General features: G+C 56.0%; 16 protein-coding genes and 1 pseudogene. 11 read left to right on the plus strand and 6 right to left on the minus strand.

The window, feature by feature from the left end; genetic code table 11:
• Positions 1-97 precede the first annotated feature (97 nt).
• Positions 98-793: a hypothetical protein gene (locus tag MUN86_RS13855; RefSeq protein ID WP_245118582.1), complete on the plus strand. Its 696-nt coding sequence runs from the start codon at positions 98-100 to the stop codon at positions 791-793.
• 67 nt (positions 794-860) lie between these two features.
• Here the strand turns inward: MUN86_RS13855 and dnaB are convergent.
• A pseudogene (dnaB, locus tag MUN86_RS13860) lies at positions 861-2,326 on the minus strand (replicative DNA helicase).
• Between the two features lie 526 nt (positions 2,327-2,852).
• On the opposite strand from dnaB, the gene MUN86_RS13865 reads away from it, so the two are divergent.
• Positions 2,853-4,181, plus strand: a complete 1,329-nt coding sequence (locus tag MUN86_RS13865) for a UDP-N-acetylmuramate--L-alanine ligase (RefSeq protein ID WP_311181707.1) — start codon at positions 2,853-2,855, stop codon at positions 4,179-4,181.
• Positions 4,182-4,259: 78 nt separating this feature from the next.
• Complete coding sequence (locus MUN86_RS13870) at positions 4,260-4,958, plus strand: alpha/beta fold hydrolase (protein WP_245118584.1); 699 nt, start codon at positions 4,260-4,262, stop codon at positions 4,956-4,958.
• Between the two features lie 186 nt (positions 4,959-5,144).
• Here the strand turns inward: MUN86_RS13870 and MUN86_RS13875 are convergent, their stop codons facing one another.
• Together MUN86_RS13875 and MUN86_RS13880 are read right to left on the minus strand one after the other, a co-directional pair.
• Positions 5,145-5,654 (minus strand): hypothetical protein, encoded by a 510-nt coding sequence (locus MUN86_RS13875; RefSeq protein WP_245118585.1) that lies wholly within the window; start codon positions 5,652-5,654, stop codon positions 5,145-5,147.
• Between the two features lie 47 nt (positions 5,655-5,701).
• Complete coding sequence (locus MUN86_RS13880; RefSeq protein ID WP_311181708.1) at positions 5,702-6,523, minus strand: M48 family metallopeptidase; 822 nt, start codon at positions 6,521-6,523, stop codon at positions 5,702-5,704.
• A 349-nt stretch (positions 6,524-6,872) separates the two neighbouring features.
• Between MUN86_RS13880 and MUN86_RS13885 the strand changes: the two genes are divergently transcribed.
• The 3 genes from MUN86_RS13885 to MUN86_RS13895 all read left to right on the plus strand — a co-directional run bounded on the left by MUN86_RS13885 (position 6,873) and on the right by MUN86_RS13895 (position 9,724).
• On the plus strand, positions 6,873-7,487 hold the full coding sequence (locus MUN86_RS13885; RefSeq protein WP_245118587.1) for a fumarylacetoacetate hydrolase family protein: 615 nt from the start codon (positions 6,873-6,875) through the stop codon (positions 7,485-7,487).
• A 198-nt stretch (positions 7,488-7,685) separates the two neighbouring features.
• A complete protein-coding gene (locus MUN86_RS13890; protein WP_245118589.1) occupies positions 7,686-8,918 on the plus strand; it encodes a M23 family metallopeptidase in 1,233 nt (410 codons plus the stop codon).
• Positions 8,816-9,724, plus strand: coding sequence for a hypothetical protein (locus MUN86_RS13895; RefSeq protein ID WP_245118590.1), 909 nt, complete (start codon positions 8,816-8,818; stop codon positions 9,722-9,724). The genes MUN86_RS13890 and MUN86_RS13895 overlap by 103 nt, the downstream gene beginning before the upstream one ends.
• A gap of 82 nt (positions 9,725-9,806) precedes the next feature.
• Here the strand turns inward: MUN86_RS13895 and MUN86_RS13900 are convergent, their stop codons facing one another.
• The 3 genes from MUN86_RS13900 to MUN86_RS13910 form a co-directional block, all read right to left on the minus strand.
• Entirely contained in the window at positions 9,807-10,505 is a 699-nt protein-coding gene (locus MUN86_RS13900; RefSeq protein WP_280640521.1) for a ClpP family protease, read from the minus strand.
• A gap of 87 nt (positions 10,506-10,592) precedes the next feature.
• Complete coding sequence (locus MUN86_RS13905; protein ID WP_245118592.1) at positions 10,593-10,895, minus strand: hypothetical protein; 303 nt, start codon at positions 10,893-10,895, stop codon at positions 10,593-10,595.
• 4 nt (positions 10,896-10,899) lie between these two features.
• A complete protein-coding gene (locus tag MUN86_RS13910) occupies positions 10,900-11,496 on the minus strand; it encodes an RNA polymerase sigma factor (RefSeq protein ID WP_245118594.1) in 597 nt (198 codons plus the stop codon).
• 407 nt (positions 11,497-11,903) lie between these two features.
• On the opposite strand from MUN86_RS13910, the gene MUN86_RS13915 reads away from it, so the two are divergent.
• From MUN86_RS13915 to MUN86_RS13935, 5 genes are all read left to right on the plus strand, one after another.
• Positions 11,904-12,479 carry a lipocalin family protein gene (locus MUN86_RS13915; RefSeq protein WP_245118595.1) on the plus strand — a complete coding sequence of 192 codons (576 nt, stop codon included), beginning with the start codon at positions 11,904-11,906 and terminating at the stop codon, positions 12,477-12,479.
• 173 nt (positions 12,480-12,652) lie between these two features.
• A complete protein-coding gene (gene bcp / locus MUN86_RS13920) occupies positions 12,653-13,102 on the plus strand; it encodes a thioredoxin-dependent thiol peroxidase (protein WP_245118596.1) in 450 nt (149 codons plus the stop codon).
• 90 nt (positions 13,103-13,192) lie between these two features.
• Positions 13,193-14,095, plus strand: coding sequence for a transketolase (locus MUN86_RS13925; RefSeq protein WP_245118598.1), 903 nt, complete (start codon positions 13,193-13,195; stop codon positions 14,093-14,095).
• 166 nt (positions 14,096-14,261) lie between these two features.
• On the plus strand, positions 14,262-15,665 hold the full coding sequence (locus MUN86_RS13930; protein WP_245118599.1) for a vWA domain-containing protein: 1,404 nt from the start codon (positions 14,262-14,264) through the stop codon (positions 15,663-15,665).
• 11 nt (positions 15,666-15,676) lie between these two features.
• A complete protein-coding gene (locus tag MUN86_RS13935; RefSeq protein ID WP_245118601.1) occupies positions 15,677-16,483 on the plus strand; it encodes a phytanoyl-CoA dioxygenase family protein in 807 nt (268 codons plus the stop codon).
• The last annotated feature ends 32 nt before the right edge of the window (positions 16,484-16,515 follow it).

Consider the following 16,515-nt stretch of genomic DNA (forward strand, 5'->3'; position numbering starts at 1 on the left):
GTAGACTCTACCGCAACCTACCAGCCCTTCCTTGCGGATAGTCTCTAGCAGTCAAGTAGACCGCTACTATCGTGTACCCTTAATCGTAAGCAACTCTATGGAACCTACTCAATCTGCCAACTCGACAGCCGACAACCAAAACCAGAACGACCAACCAACCGCTTCTACCAGCGCCGCAACCAGCGGTTCTGCTTCCTCTAAAACCTCCAACGGCACGGGCCAACGATCTGCTGACGCCAAAGATTGGACGGAATATGCCAACCCCCAGAAGGTAGTCGATCAGCTTCCTCAGGGGGTACGTGACTTTTTCACTAACTCTTGGGCACAAGTAGGTAAGACTTGGGAACAGGTAGGAGGCCAAGTAAACAAGATGAGCACGACACAGAAAGTAGCAGGCGCTGCCGCACTGGTTGGCATCGGGTATTTGGCTATGCGCTCGGGCAAGTCGTCTAAAAAAGAGACAGGCCGCTACAAATCATCGCCTAGCACGAACCGCTCGTACCAGCGCCCCGAGCAAAACTACTACTCCGGCACCGGCTACTCCAGCAGCGGGCAATACTACTCGGCCGGTTCGCAGCCTGATAACAGCCGCCGCATGGACATGGGCCCCAGCGCTGACGCTAGCAGCTTCGACCGCGAAAACGTGTCCCGCTCGGGTGGCAGCTACTCCACCGATTCCAACTACGGCTCTAGCGCTTCCAGCCAATCCTCCACGTACCGGGGCGCAGGTTCGCAAGGCAGCTCAGGCTCCTACTCCAGCAATGCCGACTCTGATTACGATAACGGTATCTAAACTAGACCAACTCATCAGGTCAAAAGAAAAGCGCCAGTCGGAAACGGCTGGCGCTTTTCTTTTGACTTTAGAATGGGGGCGGCCCATCGTCGAAGTTGCTGCGGGGGAAAGGCTGCGCAGGCGGCGGACCGTCGTTGTTGATGCGTGAGCCCAACCGGATGGTGTTTGGCGCGAAGGCCGAGGCATCATCATCGAACGTGCTGCTTGGGAAGGCTCCAGTATTGAAGCTGCCCGCGTCGCCAAAGCCACCGGCACCGTCGAGGTCGGCAAACTTGGTGAACTTACCAATGAATTTGAGCTGCACCGTTTCCAGGGAGCCGTTTCGGTGCTTGGCAATAATAACCTCGCCGGTACCCTGCGTGGGGTTGCCCATTTCATCTTCGGTGATCTTGTAGTACTCGGGGCGGTACAAGAACACTACCATGTCGGCGTCCTGCTCGATCGAACCCGATTCGCGAAGGTCACTTAGCTGAGGTTTCTTGTCGCCACCACGGGTTTCCACAGAACGCGAGAGCTGCGACAGGGCCAGCACGGGCACGTTCAGTTCTTTGGCAATGCCTTTGAGTGCCCGCGAGATGCTAGCAATTTCCTGTTCGCGGTTGCCCATGCCCTTGCCGTCGGTGTTGCCAGTCATCAGCTGCAAATAGTCGATGATAATCATCGAAATATCGTGGTGCGCTTTCAGGCGGCGGCACTTGGTGCGCAGCTCCCGAATACTGAGGCCAGGCGTATCGTCGATGTAGATAGGCGCCGACGATAATGCCGAAATTTTGTGGTTAAGCTGGGCCACTCGTAGTCGGCGAGGTTGCCCTTTTTGATTTTTTCGGAATCCAGTTCGGCTTCGGCCGAAATCAGACGATTCACGAGCTGCAGCGACGACATTTCCAGCGAGAAAATGGCGACCGGCTTCTTGAACTCCACCGCCGCGTTACGCATAGCCGACACCACGAAGGCGGTTTTACCCATGCCGGGACGGGCCGCAATAATCACCAAGTCAGAGGGTTGCCAGCCGCTGGTTACGCGGTCTAGTGCCGAGAAGCCAGAAGGCACGCCCGTGAGGCCGTCCTTTTGGTTTTTCTTTTCTTCCAGCTCTTTGATGGCCTTGCCCATCAGGCTGCGCATGTCGTCGAAGTTCTTCCGGATGTTCGACTCCGACACTTCAAACAACGCTTGTTCGGTGCTATCGAGCAGGTTGAATACGTCGGTGGTGTCCTCGAAAGCGTCGCGCTGAATGGTGCTGGCAATATTGATCAGCTCGCGCTTTATGGCATTTTCGGTGATGATACGGGCGTGATATTCTACGTTGGCCGCCGAGTTGACCTTGAACGTGAGGTTGGCTACGTAGTGCGCCCCGCCGGCCGCCTCTAGCTCGCCCATCTCGCGCAGTTCCTGCGTGACGGTCAGAATATCAATGGGCTCCGACTTATCAAACAGGTTGAGTATGGCCTTGAAGATGCGCTGGTGGCCGTCTTTGTAGAAGCTCTGCTCTTTAAGAATGTCGATTACGGTGGTCAGGGCGTCCTTTTCGAGCATGAGCGCCCCTAATACGGCGGCTTCTAGCTCCAGGGCCTGTGGCGGCAGCTTGCCCGACGGGCCGCCCGCTGGAACCACCGCCGCGCGGCTATTCCAGGCGGCCTTAGCACGCGAGGCTGATAATTTCAAGCGGTCATCCATCCGGTCGTTCATCACTGAGGTAAGCAATACAATGTAAGCAGGTTCAAGAAGTTTTCCGCTGAGATAGGTTTCTCTCGGTTCCTATTCAACTGGTTTCTCTGTCAGATATTTTGTCAAAGGGGCACAAAGCTAACGGCTGGGCCTTACAATCCGGAAGTGGTACAAATGGTTTCTTTTGTGTATGATGAGGAGAAGCACCGGAAGCTAGCAGACATAAGTTAGAAGGCATAAGTAAACCGTGAAAATAAGTTGTGTTTCCTAGCTTCTATCTTCTAGCTCCTAGCTGCTTCTTACCTTTGCCGCCCGCTTACCCACTACCCTGAATGGCCGCTACGCCCACCTCTTCCCTTCAACGCCTTCACCTGACTGCCGTTGGGGCAGCATCATGCACAATCTGGCTTTGGCCCTGCACCGGCGCGGCGCCCATGTTACGGGCTCCGACGACGAGATATTTGAGCCGGCCAAAAGCCGTTTGCAGGCTGCTGGGCTGTTACCTGCCGCCGAAGGTTGGTTCCCCGAGAAAATAACAGCCGATCTGGACGCCGTAATTGTGGGGATGCATGCGCGGGCCGACAACCCGGAGCTGCTGCGGGCCCAGGAGCTGGGGCTGCGGGTATACTCGTTTCCTGAGTTCATCTACGAAGCTTCCAAAGACAAGCAGCGCGTAGTAATTGGGGGCTCGCACGGCAAAACCAGCATCACCTCCCTGATTCTGCACGTGTTGCGCTACCACAACCGCAAGTTCGACTACGCGGTGGGCGCCCAGCTGGAAGGGTTCGATTTGATGGTGCAACTCACTGAGGATGCGCCCATCATCATTATTGAGGGCGACGAGTACCTGTCGTCGCCCATCGACCGGCGGCCGAAGTTTCACCTCTACCAGCACCACATCGGCGTGATTTCGGGCATCAGCTGGGACCATATCAACGTGTTTCCAAGCGAGGAAATCTACCGGGAGCAGTTCAAGATTTTCGCCGAGATGACGCCCAAAGCCGGCACGCTCATCTATGACCAGGACGACGAGCAGGTGCAGTTGGTGACGGTACCCAGCAACCCCGACGTGGAGTACATCGGCTACGGCCCGCACGAGCACGTCATCAAGGACGGCAAAACGTTCTTGCTCAACAAGAAAGAAGAGAAGGTGCCCGTGCAGGTATTCGGCGAACATAACCTGCGCAACATTTCGGCGGCCAAAGAGGTCTGCAAGCAGCTAGGTATTAAAGGCAAGCCGTTTTACGAAGCCCTAGCCACGTTCAAAGGCGCGGCCCGTCGGCTAGAGTTGGTAGCCGAGGGCGACGATTCGGTGGTGTACAAAGATTTTGCTCACGCGCCTAGCAAGCTCAAAGCCACGGCTACAGCCTTCAAAAAGCAGTTTCCGAAGCGCCGCCTCGTGGCCTGCTTGGAGTTGCACACCTTCAGCAGCCTGAATCCAGCCTTCTTGCCCCAGTACGCCCACACCTTTGATGCGCCCGACGTGGCTGTGGTGTATTTCAACCCGCACGTGCTGGAACACAAGCGCCTGCCACCGTTGGCACCCGAGCAAGTGGCCCAGGCATTCAACCGCCCCGATTTGCAGGTTTTCACCGACAGCAAACAGCTCGCGCACTACCTGCAAACCCAGAATTGGCACGACGCCAACTTGCTCATGATGTCGTCGGGCACGTTTGATGGGTTAGATTTGAAGCAGTTGGCCGCGGAAGTTGTTAGTGCTTAGTAGTTGTGCTCGGAGGCTTCCATTTTTACTGATTGGAGCAGCCAAAACGCAACTTCTAGGCAGTAAGCACTACATCTTATGAAACAATCCTTGCTCTTGCTGCATGGCGCCTTGGGCTGTGAAGCACAGGTGAAGCCATTAGCCCGCGAGTTATCGGCGCATTACAACGTCCACACTTTTTCGTTTAGCGGGCACGGCGGTCAGGCGCTACAGCAGGACAAGTTTTCGATGCAGAACTTTGCCACAGAAGTAAAGGAGTTTGTTCGGGAGCAGGGGTTGCCGTCGGTCCATGTTTTTGGCTATAGTATGGGCGGCTACGCCGCACTAGCGGCAGCAGCAGCCACGCCAGGTCTTATCCGTAGCATTACCACGCTCGGCACCAAGCTCGACTGGTCGCCGGCGACGGCGGCGCTGGAAACGCGCATGCTCGACCTTGACACCATGCGCGCCAAAGTGCCACAGTACGTAACTCAGCTAGAAAAGCAGCACGCTCCTACCCCCCTCCCCGACCTGCTAGCTGCTACCGCCACCATGATGCGCCGCCTTGGCACGGCGCCGTTGCTTACGCCTGCTATTCTGGCCACGCTCGATGTCCCAGTGCAGGTGATGGTAGGCGAACTAGACAAAACCGCCGGCGTTGATGCTTCCCGCCATTTCACCGACCATATGACCCACGCTACGTTTGAAATCCTGATGAACACGCCTCATCCATTGGAGCGCGTAAACCCGGATTTGCTGGTTAACCGCATTGCCCGTTTTATTGAAACGGCCGCGTAGCGTAAACTCAACAGCGTAGCTGCCCTTGCTATGCATGAAAAAGCCCGCCAATGGCGGGCTTTCTTTATTCCTTGGGTTCGGCTGGCTTAGGAAGATGCTCGGGCTTAGGGCGCCGTCGATCGGTGGCGAGCAGCAAGGCCAAGGCCGTGAAGGAGAGACGCATAATCCATTTTCGACTGAGCATAACTAACGGGGAAAGAAGGTATTGCTGTCTACTATGCGTAAGTCGCAGCTACTACCACCCGAGTTTTCTTCGCAGGTGGTCCCTACAATATCGTTGTTTTCGAAGTTGAAAAAGCAAAACGTACAGCCTACACCCGAAATAATATAACGGGAAGCATTAGACCGTAGCAGCAGTTCCGAATCGGAAACCAGCGTGAGCGGAATGGCCATGCCGCGGAACATACCGTTGCGCAAGCCCAAGCCCACCAGAAAGTACGAAGCTGGGTCTTTGGGGCCACCTTGTACTTTGCGCACCATGGTTTTGTCGATGCTGGTACCGTCGCCGAATTGACGAGTGAAAGCTTGGGCTAATTGCTCGCGGGGCACGAGGTATTTGATTAAGCCTTTTTCGCCTACTGTTGCCACAATTTTACTGCTCGGCTCCTGCTTACGACTTATATCACTCTTATCAGGCGACGTAAATTCCGGGATACCTTTCTTCGTGGTTTCGCAAGCTGGTAGCACAACAGTCAAGAGTACAGAAGCTAACAGCAAACGTAAAAGACGGGGCATAGTACGTATCATGCCGGAAAGGTAATGGGTCGGTGCGAGTTAACGCTTATAGTACTTGCGAGCCTCCGGCAATTCTCGCTGAATGGCGGCCACGCGCGTGCCATTGGAGGGGTGAGTGGAAAGAAACTCCGGTGGTGAAGCACCTCCTTCGCGAGCATCCATGCGCTGCCAGAACTCCACCGCTTTGTCGGGTCATAGCCTGCCATTGCCATAAAAATCAGACCGAGGTGGTCGGCTTCCGACTCTTGGCTGCGGCCATACTTCAGCAGGCCGAGCTGCGAACCCGCCCCAACCACTTGCAAAAACACGTTCTGGCTTGCGGTAGGCGCCTGCCCCACGGCGGCCGATGCTAGATTGCCAATACCTTGCGTGGCCATTTGCTGGCTCATTCGCTCGGTGCTGTGCTTGGCTACGGCGTGCGCAATTTCGTGGCCTAGTACCACGGCCAGTCCGGTTTCGTCTTGCGTGATGGGCAGGATGCCGCTGTATACGGCCACTTTGCCACCTGGCATACACCAAGCGTTTTCCTGCTTGTCATCTAGCAGGTTGTACTCCCAGGCGTAGCCTTCCAACTGAGCTTGTTGGTTTTGCTGCCGGAAATACGTTTCCACGGCCTGCTGGATACGTTGCCCCACGCGCTTGACCATGGCCGCCTGCGTGCCGCTGCTGATAACCTTGCTGGTAGCAAGTACTTTTTGATATTCTGTGGCCGCCATTGAGTTCATTTCAGCATCGGAAACAAGGCTGAGCTGACGGCGGCCGGTGATAGGAACAGTTGAACAGGCAGCGGCCATAAACAGGCAACTAGCCAAAGCTAATTTCTTAAGCATAAGTGTGGTGGCGTTGAGAGAAACAGAACAGTTACAAGGGAATACCGCATCAGTTAAGCTCGGCGGTAAACCGGCTGGGAAGCTGCTTTACTATACGTTCAAGCACCCAAAAAATGTTTGGTTATACCTCTGCTTCAACTTGGCATTCCGAGCACCTAATTGCCTTTCTGATTTTCGGGCCGCGAATTAACCGTTAATTTTGGCTGCCTAGATAAGTCGTTCTGCAACACGCATTGGGGCATCTCACGCTTTGCTGCCTTTAGAAAACATTAGGGGCCGGGATGCTTGAAGTCCTTTGCAGAACGTTCTTGCCTCTGAGAATCCAGCTTTCCAAGATCCCAACTGCTACATGAAAATCCTCTGCATCGGCCGCAACTACGCCGACCATATCACGGAGCTACAGAACGAAACGCCCGACGCGCCCGTCATTTTCGCCAAGCCCGACACGGCCCTACTCCAGCGTAATCAACCCTTCTTCTACCCCGATTTTTCGCAGGACATTCACCACGAAATCGAGTTGGTGCTGCGGGTGTGCAAGAACGGCAAGAACATCGACGAGAAGTTCGCGCACACTTACTACGACGCCATTGGCCTAGGCATTGACTTTACGGCCCGCGACCTGCAAAGCAAGCTAAAGAGCAAAGGCTTGCCCTGGGAACTGGCCAAAGGCTTCGACGGCTCAGCCCCGCTCGGCGAAACCTTCAAACCCGTGAGTGACTTCCCGAACCCGAAAGACATCAACTTTCGGCTGGAAGTGAACGGCGAAGTACGGCAGCAAGGCAACTCAGGCCTGATGCTGCACCCCTTCGACGCCATTATCAGCTACATCTCCAAGTTCATCACCCTGAAAATGGGCGACCTTATTTTTACAGGCACCCCAAGTGGCGTAGGTCCGGTGAAAATCGGCGACCAGCTGACTGGCTACATCGGCGACGAAAAAATGCTGGAATTGGCCGTGAAATAAGTGGTTGGTTTCAATCAACTGATTTCGTTGCGCTGATTTGGGGGGTGGTAGCTGCTGGTCGGTGGCCTTCAGCTGGCTCTGCCTGCGGCTTGGCGTTGGGTACAGTTTTCGGCCAGCTAGTTTGAGGCTTTTTGCCTTCCGCCAACCTATTGATTGAATAACTCCGTCAGCGGGACGCCGTAATCGGCGTTTGCTACCGTGTTTTTGTACTTGCTGATTGATTTGCGAATGCCCGATAAGTTGATTGTCCCGCCGCGGCGGTTGTTGAGTTTCTCGTTTCTCCCTCTGTTCCTGCTGTTTTTAGGGCTCCAGCCGGCTTCCTGCGGTGGTCAGGAACCCGATTCCCTGGCTCCAGTTGTTACCCCTGAAACTCCGGCCGGTCCACGGCCAACAGTGCCCAACGGATACTTTTTGTTTCCCATCAAGCCGGGCAAAACCAACTTCCTGGCCGCTAGCATGGGCGAACTACGCCCCAACCACTTCCACGGGGGCCTCGACATCAAGACCGACGGCCGCGTGGACTTGCCCGTGTATGCCGCCGCCGATGGCTACATCTCGCGGCTCAAGCAAAGCAGCTTTGGTTATGGCAACGTGCTCTACATCACCCACCCCAACGGGCTGACCACGGTGTATGGCCACCTCAACCACTTTCTAGGCGCCACGGCCGCCGAATTGTTGCAGCGCCAATACGAGAAACAGAGCTACGAGCTAGAGCTATTCTTCAAGCCCGACCAGTTTCCGGTGAAGCGCGGCGAAGTAGTGGCCTTGTCGGGCAATACAGGCGGCTCGGCCGGCCCGCACCTACACTGGGAAGTGCGCAACGCGCAAGACCACCAACTAAATCCGCTGCAATGGGGTGGCTTCACGGAAATCCAAGACCACGTAGCGCCCATGCTTCAAGCTTTTGCCGTGGAGGCGTTGGGCATTGAAGCGCGCGTGCAGGGAGTATTTGGCAAGTCGGTGTTTGTGCCCAAAACGCCGCCCTTGCCCAATGGTGGGGGTTACGTATGGGCCGACACTATTTCCGCATTCGGTTCGGTTGGCCTTCTGGTGCAAGGCTTCGACCGGTTTGATGGGGTGTGGAACAAAAACGGGTTGCAACGAGTGGAAATCCGGATTAACGGCCAGCCCTTTTACCGCCACGTGGTGGACGATGTGCCTTTTCCGGACGGCACCCGCCAAGTAAACCAGCACATGGACTATGAGTGGCGCTTCCTACAGGGCCGTCAATTAGAGAAGCTGTTCGTCGACGATGGCAACGACCTGACGATGTACACCACCGGCCCGAGAAAGGCCGCCTGCGCGTGGAGGACGGGAAAGTATACGCCGTGGAAATCTTGCTGGCCGACTCGTATGGCAATACTACTCCGCTGCGTTTTGTGTTGCGGGGCCAACAGCCGGTGTACTACAAGACTCGCTCTACGCTGGTAAAAAGACCGGCCCTACGCTACGACATCAGCCGCAACCTGCTGGTGGCCGTAGCCGCCGACCCCGATACGGCCGCCTCCAGTGGGCCGCTCACACTCTTCAAAGGCAACCGGCGCCTCACGCTGCGCCCGAGCTATACGGTGCTCAGCCAAAACACCTACCTCTACGACCTGCGCGCCGGCCTCCCCGACTCGATGCAGTTCGGCAGCATCACCAAGCGCTTCGACCGGCAGGCCCTCATCCCCTCCGGCCGCGACTTCGCCTTCACTACAGGCAATTTGCAGCTCGGCTTCGGGCCCCAAACGCTGTTTGACACGCTCTTTGTGCAAACCAGCTACAAGGCCGGCGTTTGGACGGTGCAGCAGCCCCGTACGCCACTCTACCGCACTCTTAGTCTCACGCTAAGACCCGAAACCGAAGTACTAGACAAAACGCGAACGGCCATTTATAGTGTTACAGCCAAAGGCGGGCGGGCGTATGTTGGCGGCAAGTGGGAGGGCAATTCTATTTCCGCGCCTATCAAAGCCTTCGGCCAGTTCAAGTTGCTTACCGACACCATTCCGCCCTCGGCCCGCTTGCTGCGCAAAGGTCCCGCTGGCGTGGTTTTCAAAGTCGGCGACGACCTTTCGGGCTTGGCGTCCTACAAACTGGAAGTGAACGGGCAGTTCCACTTGCTTCGGTTCGAGCACAAGAATGCCACCCTGTTCTCGGAGAATTCCGACAAGCTCGGTCCTTCCCTGCACGGCCCCGCCACCCTCTACCTCCGCGACCAAGCCGGCAATGAGCAGGCCGTACACGTGGTGCTGTAACCCCACCCCGTCCCCTCCCAGAGGAGTGTCAGACGCAAGATGTGGCAGAACGCACCCCTCTCCCGGAGGGACGGGGACGGGGTTACTCCTTCCGTTCCAGCACTTCGTCAAGTAGGCCGTACTCTTTGGCTTCGTCGGCGCGCATCCAGTAGTCCCGGTCCGAGTCGTCGTGAATTTGCTGGTAGGTTTTGCCGGTGCGTTCGGCGTAGATGCTGTAGAGCTCTTGACGCAGCTTCACCACCTCGCGAGCCGTAATTTCGATGTCGGCCGACGGGCCCTGCACACCACCCGAGGGCTGGTGAATCATGACGCGGGCGTGCGGCAAGGCGGAACGTTTGCCAATGGCACCACCGCACAGCAGAAAGGCGCCCATGCTGGCAGCCAGCCCGGTGCAAATAGTAGCCACATCAGGCACAACGTACTGCATGGTGTCATAGATACCCAACCCGGCGTACACGGAGCCCCCGGGCGAGTTGATGTAGAGCAGAATATCTTTCTTGGCGTCCACCGACTCTAGAAATAGCAGCTGCGCGGTGATGATGTTGGCAATGTTGTCGTCGACGGCCGTGCCGAGGAATACAATTCGGTCCATAATCAGCCGCGAAAACACGTCGATTTCCGCGAAACGAGTGGGCCGCTCCTCGATAACGGACCGGGTCATGTTGGTGACGAACGTGCGCTCTTGGCCTTCGATATGGCTTACATATCGGTCAATGCTCAGGCCAGGCAGGCCCTGCCCTTGCACGGCAAATTTTCGGAATTCTTGTTTGCTTGACAGCATGAGAAAGGGAAATAATGGGCATGCCCGTGCCCTTCGGCTCGAAAGCTTAGCACTCAGGATAACCCTGATGAAGTAGAAAAGAAAGGTTTAGTGGTTGCGGGGGAACCGCCACCAGCCGTTGCGAATAGCCCGCAGGCCCGCTGTGGCCAACTGGCTCCAACGGCCAGGGCGCGGCCCGTAAAGCCGCTCATGAATTGCTTCTAGTTCACGCCGCAACTGGCGCTGACCGGCCACATACAGCCCCTGGTACACGCGCCGTTGCGCCTCGGTATCGGCTTCCAGGTCGGCGTCGAGTAGTTGCTGTAAGGCCCACTCTTCGGCTTGGCCCGGTTGCGGGTCACCTAGCAGATGCTGCTCGATTTGTTGCAGGCGTTTCAGCTCCGGGCGCATGAGGTTAGTGGCTGAAGGTTTCGACTAACACGTTGCGCACCGAGTTGCGCAGGCGCTCCAAGCACTTGAATTTTTGCACCGTAGCAGAGCGCACATTGCGGTACTGGTGGGTGCTAGCAATTTGCTCTAAGGGCTGCTGGAAATAGTAGAAGGACAGCAAAATGCTCTTGCACTTCTCCCCTAGCCGTTCCACGTACTCCAGTACTGATACTTCCTCGGCGGTGGCTCCCGCCTCGGCTGGTTCTCTTTGGTCGGGTACTTGCAGGTGCTCCTCGTTGAGGTCGGCGAGGTTGCAGCGCTGCCGACGGTCTACCTCCCGGCGCCAGATGTTGCGCGCCACCGCCACTAGGTAAGTACTGGCCGAGGCAGTGAGTTCCAGGGTGCCTGCCACGGCTTTTTCGTAAAACACAATCAGGGCATCGTGAAATACATCCTTGGCATCTTGCGCCGTGCCGCCGTGCTGCAACACATAGTGCCGCACCATGGGGAAAGTGTGCTGGTAGAGTTGCGTGAGCGTCTGTTCGCGGTTAGTTTGCAGCGCGTGCCGGAGCTGCGCGGCAGACTGCGTTGGCGAGAGTGGCGGAAGGTTTAGTGTTTTCATCGGAGTGCGAAGTCTACTAGTTAATCTGCCTTTCTCTCAACTATCACCCTTACTTGAAAGATAAAATAAAGAATGTCGTTGCGTGTGTTGGCGAGGGCGCCTCATCTTCCCCCTTCTTACTGGATGGAATCAGCTTTAAAGTCTAAAGCGAATTAGAAAACTAGTTCCTTTCCTTTAGAAGGGTTACGGGTGGCTGACCACGTATTGAACAACAAACTAACTTCTAGTTTCAATCTAGCTGACCATTACTCAACCTTAAAAAGAGCAGTTCTTGACACGCTACTTTTCTAGCTTTAAATACAACTTTCCTTTCCTTCGGCCAGACAATGCGGAAACCAAGGATTCCCATTTACACATCTCACCGTTAAGCTAGCGCGTACAGCAAGCGTACCTTTCAATTTGCCATCATGACCAAACTAAATAAAGTCCGCCAGCCTGTTCTAGTTGCTACCGCAGTGGCCGCAGTAGCCACAGGAGTAGCCGCCTACGGCTACGTGCGCCGCAAATTGTATCCACCGCTGCCCACAGTACCGCACGTGAATCTGCATAAGTACAGCGGCTTGTGGTATGAGGTGGCCCGGCTGCCCACTCGCTTCGAGAAAGGCTGCCAACACGTTACGGCCGAATACAAAGTGCGCCCCGACGGCAAAGTAGACGTGCTCAATACTTGCCATAAGGAAGGGCTCAATGGCCCCGTTGAAACCGCGAAAGGCATTGCCCGCACCACGGACGCTACGTACTCCAAGCTGAAAGTCAGCTTCTTCTGGCCCTTCGAGGGCGACTACTGGATTCTGGACCTCGACTACGCCGACTATCAATATGCCTTGGTTGGTACGCCTAGCCGCGAAAACTTGTGGATCCTAAGCCGGACGCCGCACCTAGAGCGCAGCCGCCGCGACCACCTCATCGGCAAGGCCCGTGAACTAGGTTTCCCGGTAGAGAAGATACTGTTCACGCCACAACCCATGGCCGAAAAGCCATAGAACACGCGCGGCAGTCTTAGCCAAGCCGGCTAGGGCTGCCCCGAGTTCAGTACCGGCCGCAAACAGATGTGCAACTGGCTGTAGCGGTTAGCTGGCCGATTTTGTTGACCTCGACTGTTGCCTATCCCCTTGTGTTTCCGCGCTACTGCTACATTTGCCGAAACACTTGCTCTATGTCACTTCCCCAAGCCGGCGACCTCGCCCCCGATTTCACTGCCAAAGACCAACATGGCACCACGCACCGCCTCGCCGATTACAAAGGCCGCCGGGTTGCGCTCTATTTCTACCCCAAAGACGACACCTCCGGCTGCACCGCCCAAGCCTGCGACTTGCGCGATAATTACCAGAGCCTGCAAGCAGCCGGCATTCAGGTGCTCGGCGTCAGCATCGACAGCGAGAAGTCGCACCAGAAGTTTGCCGCTAAGTATGACTTACCGTTCCCGCTGCTCGTCGACGAAGACAAGAAGCTAGTGGAAGACTACGGCGTGTGGCAAGAGAAATCGATGTACGGCCGCAAATACATGGGCACTATGCGCTACACTTTCCTCATTGATGCCGACAGCAAAATCGAGAAAGTGATTACCAAAGTCGATACCAAGAACCACGCCGCGCAACTGCTGTAGTCTGCGGCCCGGTTACCACTTGCCCGAAGCGCACGGGCTGCCCCGCGCTTCCTACATTTGCTTGATTCCTCACATTTCATATTTGAATCTATGTCGCAAGACACGTCTTTTGCTGCTTCTTCCGAAACGCACACGCCCGAAGTCACCAAGTCGGTTGCGGAGCTAAAACAGATTGCCTCGCAGGTGCGGCGCGACATTTTGCGCATGGTACACGCCGTTAATTCTGGCCACCCCGGCGGCTCGCTCGGCTGCACCGACTTATTGGTGGCGCTCTACTTCAAGGTGATGAAGCACACCCCCGAGCCGTTTGATCTGAACGGAGTCGGCCAAGACTTGTTTTTCCTTTCCAATGGGCACATTTCGCCGGTATTTTACTCGGTGCTGGCCCGTTCGGGCTACTTCCCGGTAGGTGAGCTGGCTACGTTCCGCAAGCTCAATTCGCGGTTGCAAGGCCACCCGGCCACGCACGAGCACTTGCCCGGCATCCGCGTGGCTTCCGGCTCGTTGGGCCAGGGCCTGAGCGTCGCCATTGGTGCTGCCCAAGCTAAAAAACTCAACGGCGACAACCGGACCGTATTCGTGCTCATGGGCGACGGCGAGTTGGAAGAAGGCCAAGTGTGGGAGGCCGCCATGTACGCCCCGCACCACAAAGTCGACAACCTAATAGCCTTCGTGGACCGCAACGGTCAGCAGATCGACGGCCCCACCGACAAAATCGGAGGCCTCGGCGACCTGCGCGCCAAGTTCGAAGCCTTCAACTGGCGCGTACTCGAAACCGACGGCAACGACCTCGACAAGTTACTGCCAACGCTCGAAGAAGCACAGTCGTTGCTCGGCCAGGGCCAGCCGATTATGGTGCTGATGGATACACAGATGGGCTTTGGGGTCGACTTCATGATGGGTTCGCACAAGTGGCATGGCGTAGCCCCGAACGACGAGCAACTCGAAAAGGCCTTGCAGCAACTTAGCGTAGAGCAAGCCAGCGACTATTAATAGCTGATTTGGGGTAGCAACGGCTTTGGGTTTATACAAAGCCAGACTGGTATTGCGTTGCACTAACAGAGTTCTTTCCCATTGCAAAGCATTCTGGATCTTCCGCCTATACTGCCGTTTCGTGTGCGGCATTAGGGGCGGAAGGGCCGGAGTTAGTTTCCTATCGATGCGCCGGTTAGCTGTTCTTCTGTGCTGGATGTTGTGGCTGGTTAGCGGAGCCAAAACCGGGCTGCGCGCGCAGAACGTGCCGCCCGAAAAGCCGCGGGTAACGCGCATCTTGTTTTTGCTGGATGCGTCGGGCTCGATGCTGGCCCCGTGGGAAGGCCGGCCGCGCATGGATGTAGCGAAAAGCCTGCTGGCCAAGATGGTGGATTCGCTGAACACCTACCCGAACCTGGAACTTGGGCTGCGGGCCTACGGTCACCTACACGACAAGTCGGAAAACAACTGCGAAGACTCCAAGCTGGAAGTGCCTTTCGCGGCCAAAAACGCCGAGGCCATCAAAACCCGCCTCAAGTCTATCGACCCCAAAGGTAACACACCCATCACCTTCTCCCTGCTTCAGTCAGCCGGCGACTTCCCGACGGATAACACAGCACGTAACGTGCTGATCCTCATTACCGACGGACTGGAGTCGTGCAAAGGTGACCCGTGCGCTACCTCGCTGGCGTTGCAGCGCAAACGGGTGTTTCTCAAGCCATTTGTGATTGGCATTGGGGCGGAGAAGGAATTTGGCAAGCAGCTAGAATGCTTGGGGCAGTACTACAATGCATCCGATGTAAAAACCTTCCGCACCATTCTCAATGATGTGGTAACGCAGACGCTGGCCAAAACCACCGTGGCCATTAACCTGACCGATGAAGCCGGCAAACCCGTGGAGTCGAACGTGAACATGACTTTCATCAACAACATCACGGAGCAGCCCGAATTCAACTACGTTCACTACCGCGACGCCCAAGGCAAACCCGACGTGCTCGACGTTGACGCTTTGCAGAGCTACGACTTGGTTATCAACACCGTTCCGCCTGTGCGCCAGCAGAATCTGCCCATCAAGCCTGGCAAGGCCAATGTATTCACCTACAAAACGCCGCAGGGCACGCTTTGGCTCCAGAGTCCGAACACGATAGGCAACCCGTACGGCACGGTGCAGGCCGTAATCCGGCAGGCCGATAAAGAAAATACGTTGCTGGCGTTGCCTTTCGGGTCGCGGCAAAAGCTACTGGCAGGCAATTACGAAGTGGAACTGCTGACCCTGCCCCGCCAGCTTAAGCGCATCACCATCAAGCAAGGACAGGAAACAGCCGTTACGTACGTTGCGCCCGGTACGCTCAACATCATCACCGATCTGAAAGGCTATGGCAGCATCTACCGCCTCAACGATGACGAGTCGCAAACCTGGATTTACAACCTCTCGGATGGGGGCAGCAGCAAAGTGAACGTGCCCATGCAGCCAGGAGCTTACCGCTTGGTGTTCCGCACCAAAAATGCCACCGGCAGCAAGTTCACCGACGTGCGCAATTTCACCATCCGCCCCGGCCAAACCACCTCAGTGAGTTTATTTGGCAAATAATATCATTGGGAATGAACCAGAACGGCCACGCCACGCCTGCGCAAGCACTACATCACCACCAGCTACCTCATTCTGATGAGGCTCTAGGAGCATTGCAACAAGGCGCACAACAACTTGCCACCGAAGGCTATGCTGTACTGTCTGGCATTTACTCCGCGAAAGAAATTGCCGATTTACTTCGCACTATAGAAGCCGCCGATACTTCTTCCTCCAACTTTCGCCGCAGCCAAGATGTGTTTGCTATCCGCAATCTGCTCGGTGAAATTCCGGCGCTACAAGAACAACTGCTGACTCCGAAGTTGCACCAGGTATTGGCAGTACTTTTCTCCGGTAGCACGCCTCACCTGACCAAGGCTATTTACTTTGATAAGCCAGCCGGCTCCAACTGGCTAGTAGCTTGGCACCAAGACGTCATGATAGCCGTAGGCGGCCGTATCGACTTGCCCGGTTATGGTCCCTGGACCACCAAACAAGGCGAGACAACTGTGCTGCCAACCCGCCAAGTGTTGGAAAGCATTGTCACTATCCGGCTTCACCTCGACGACTGCGACGCTACCAACGGTGCGCTGAAAGTAGTTCCTGGTTCGCATCAGCACGGTGTACTCTCAAATGATACGCTTCCAGCTCACACGCCCCACGCCGTAACGTGTTCGGTAGCTGCTGGCGGGGTAATGCTAATGAAACCCCTAACGCTGCACGCCTCCAACCGCAGCACAAGTGCCCGCCCACGGCGCGTCATTCATTTGGAATTTAGTGCCGCAGAACTGCCACAAGGCCTGCAATGGCGCGAGCGTCTCGATATTTCAGTACACAACTAATCTGCCGTCATCTTAACGAAGGCAGAATATTA

The organism is Hymenobacter volaticus (genome assembly GCF_022921055.1).
In the GTDB taxonomy this organism is placed as follows: Bacteria; Bacteroidota; Bacteroidia; order Cytophagales; family Hymenobacteraceae; genus Hymenobacter; species Hymenobacter volaticus.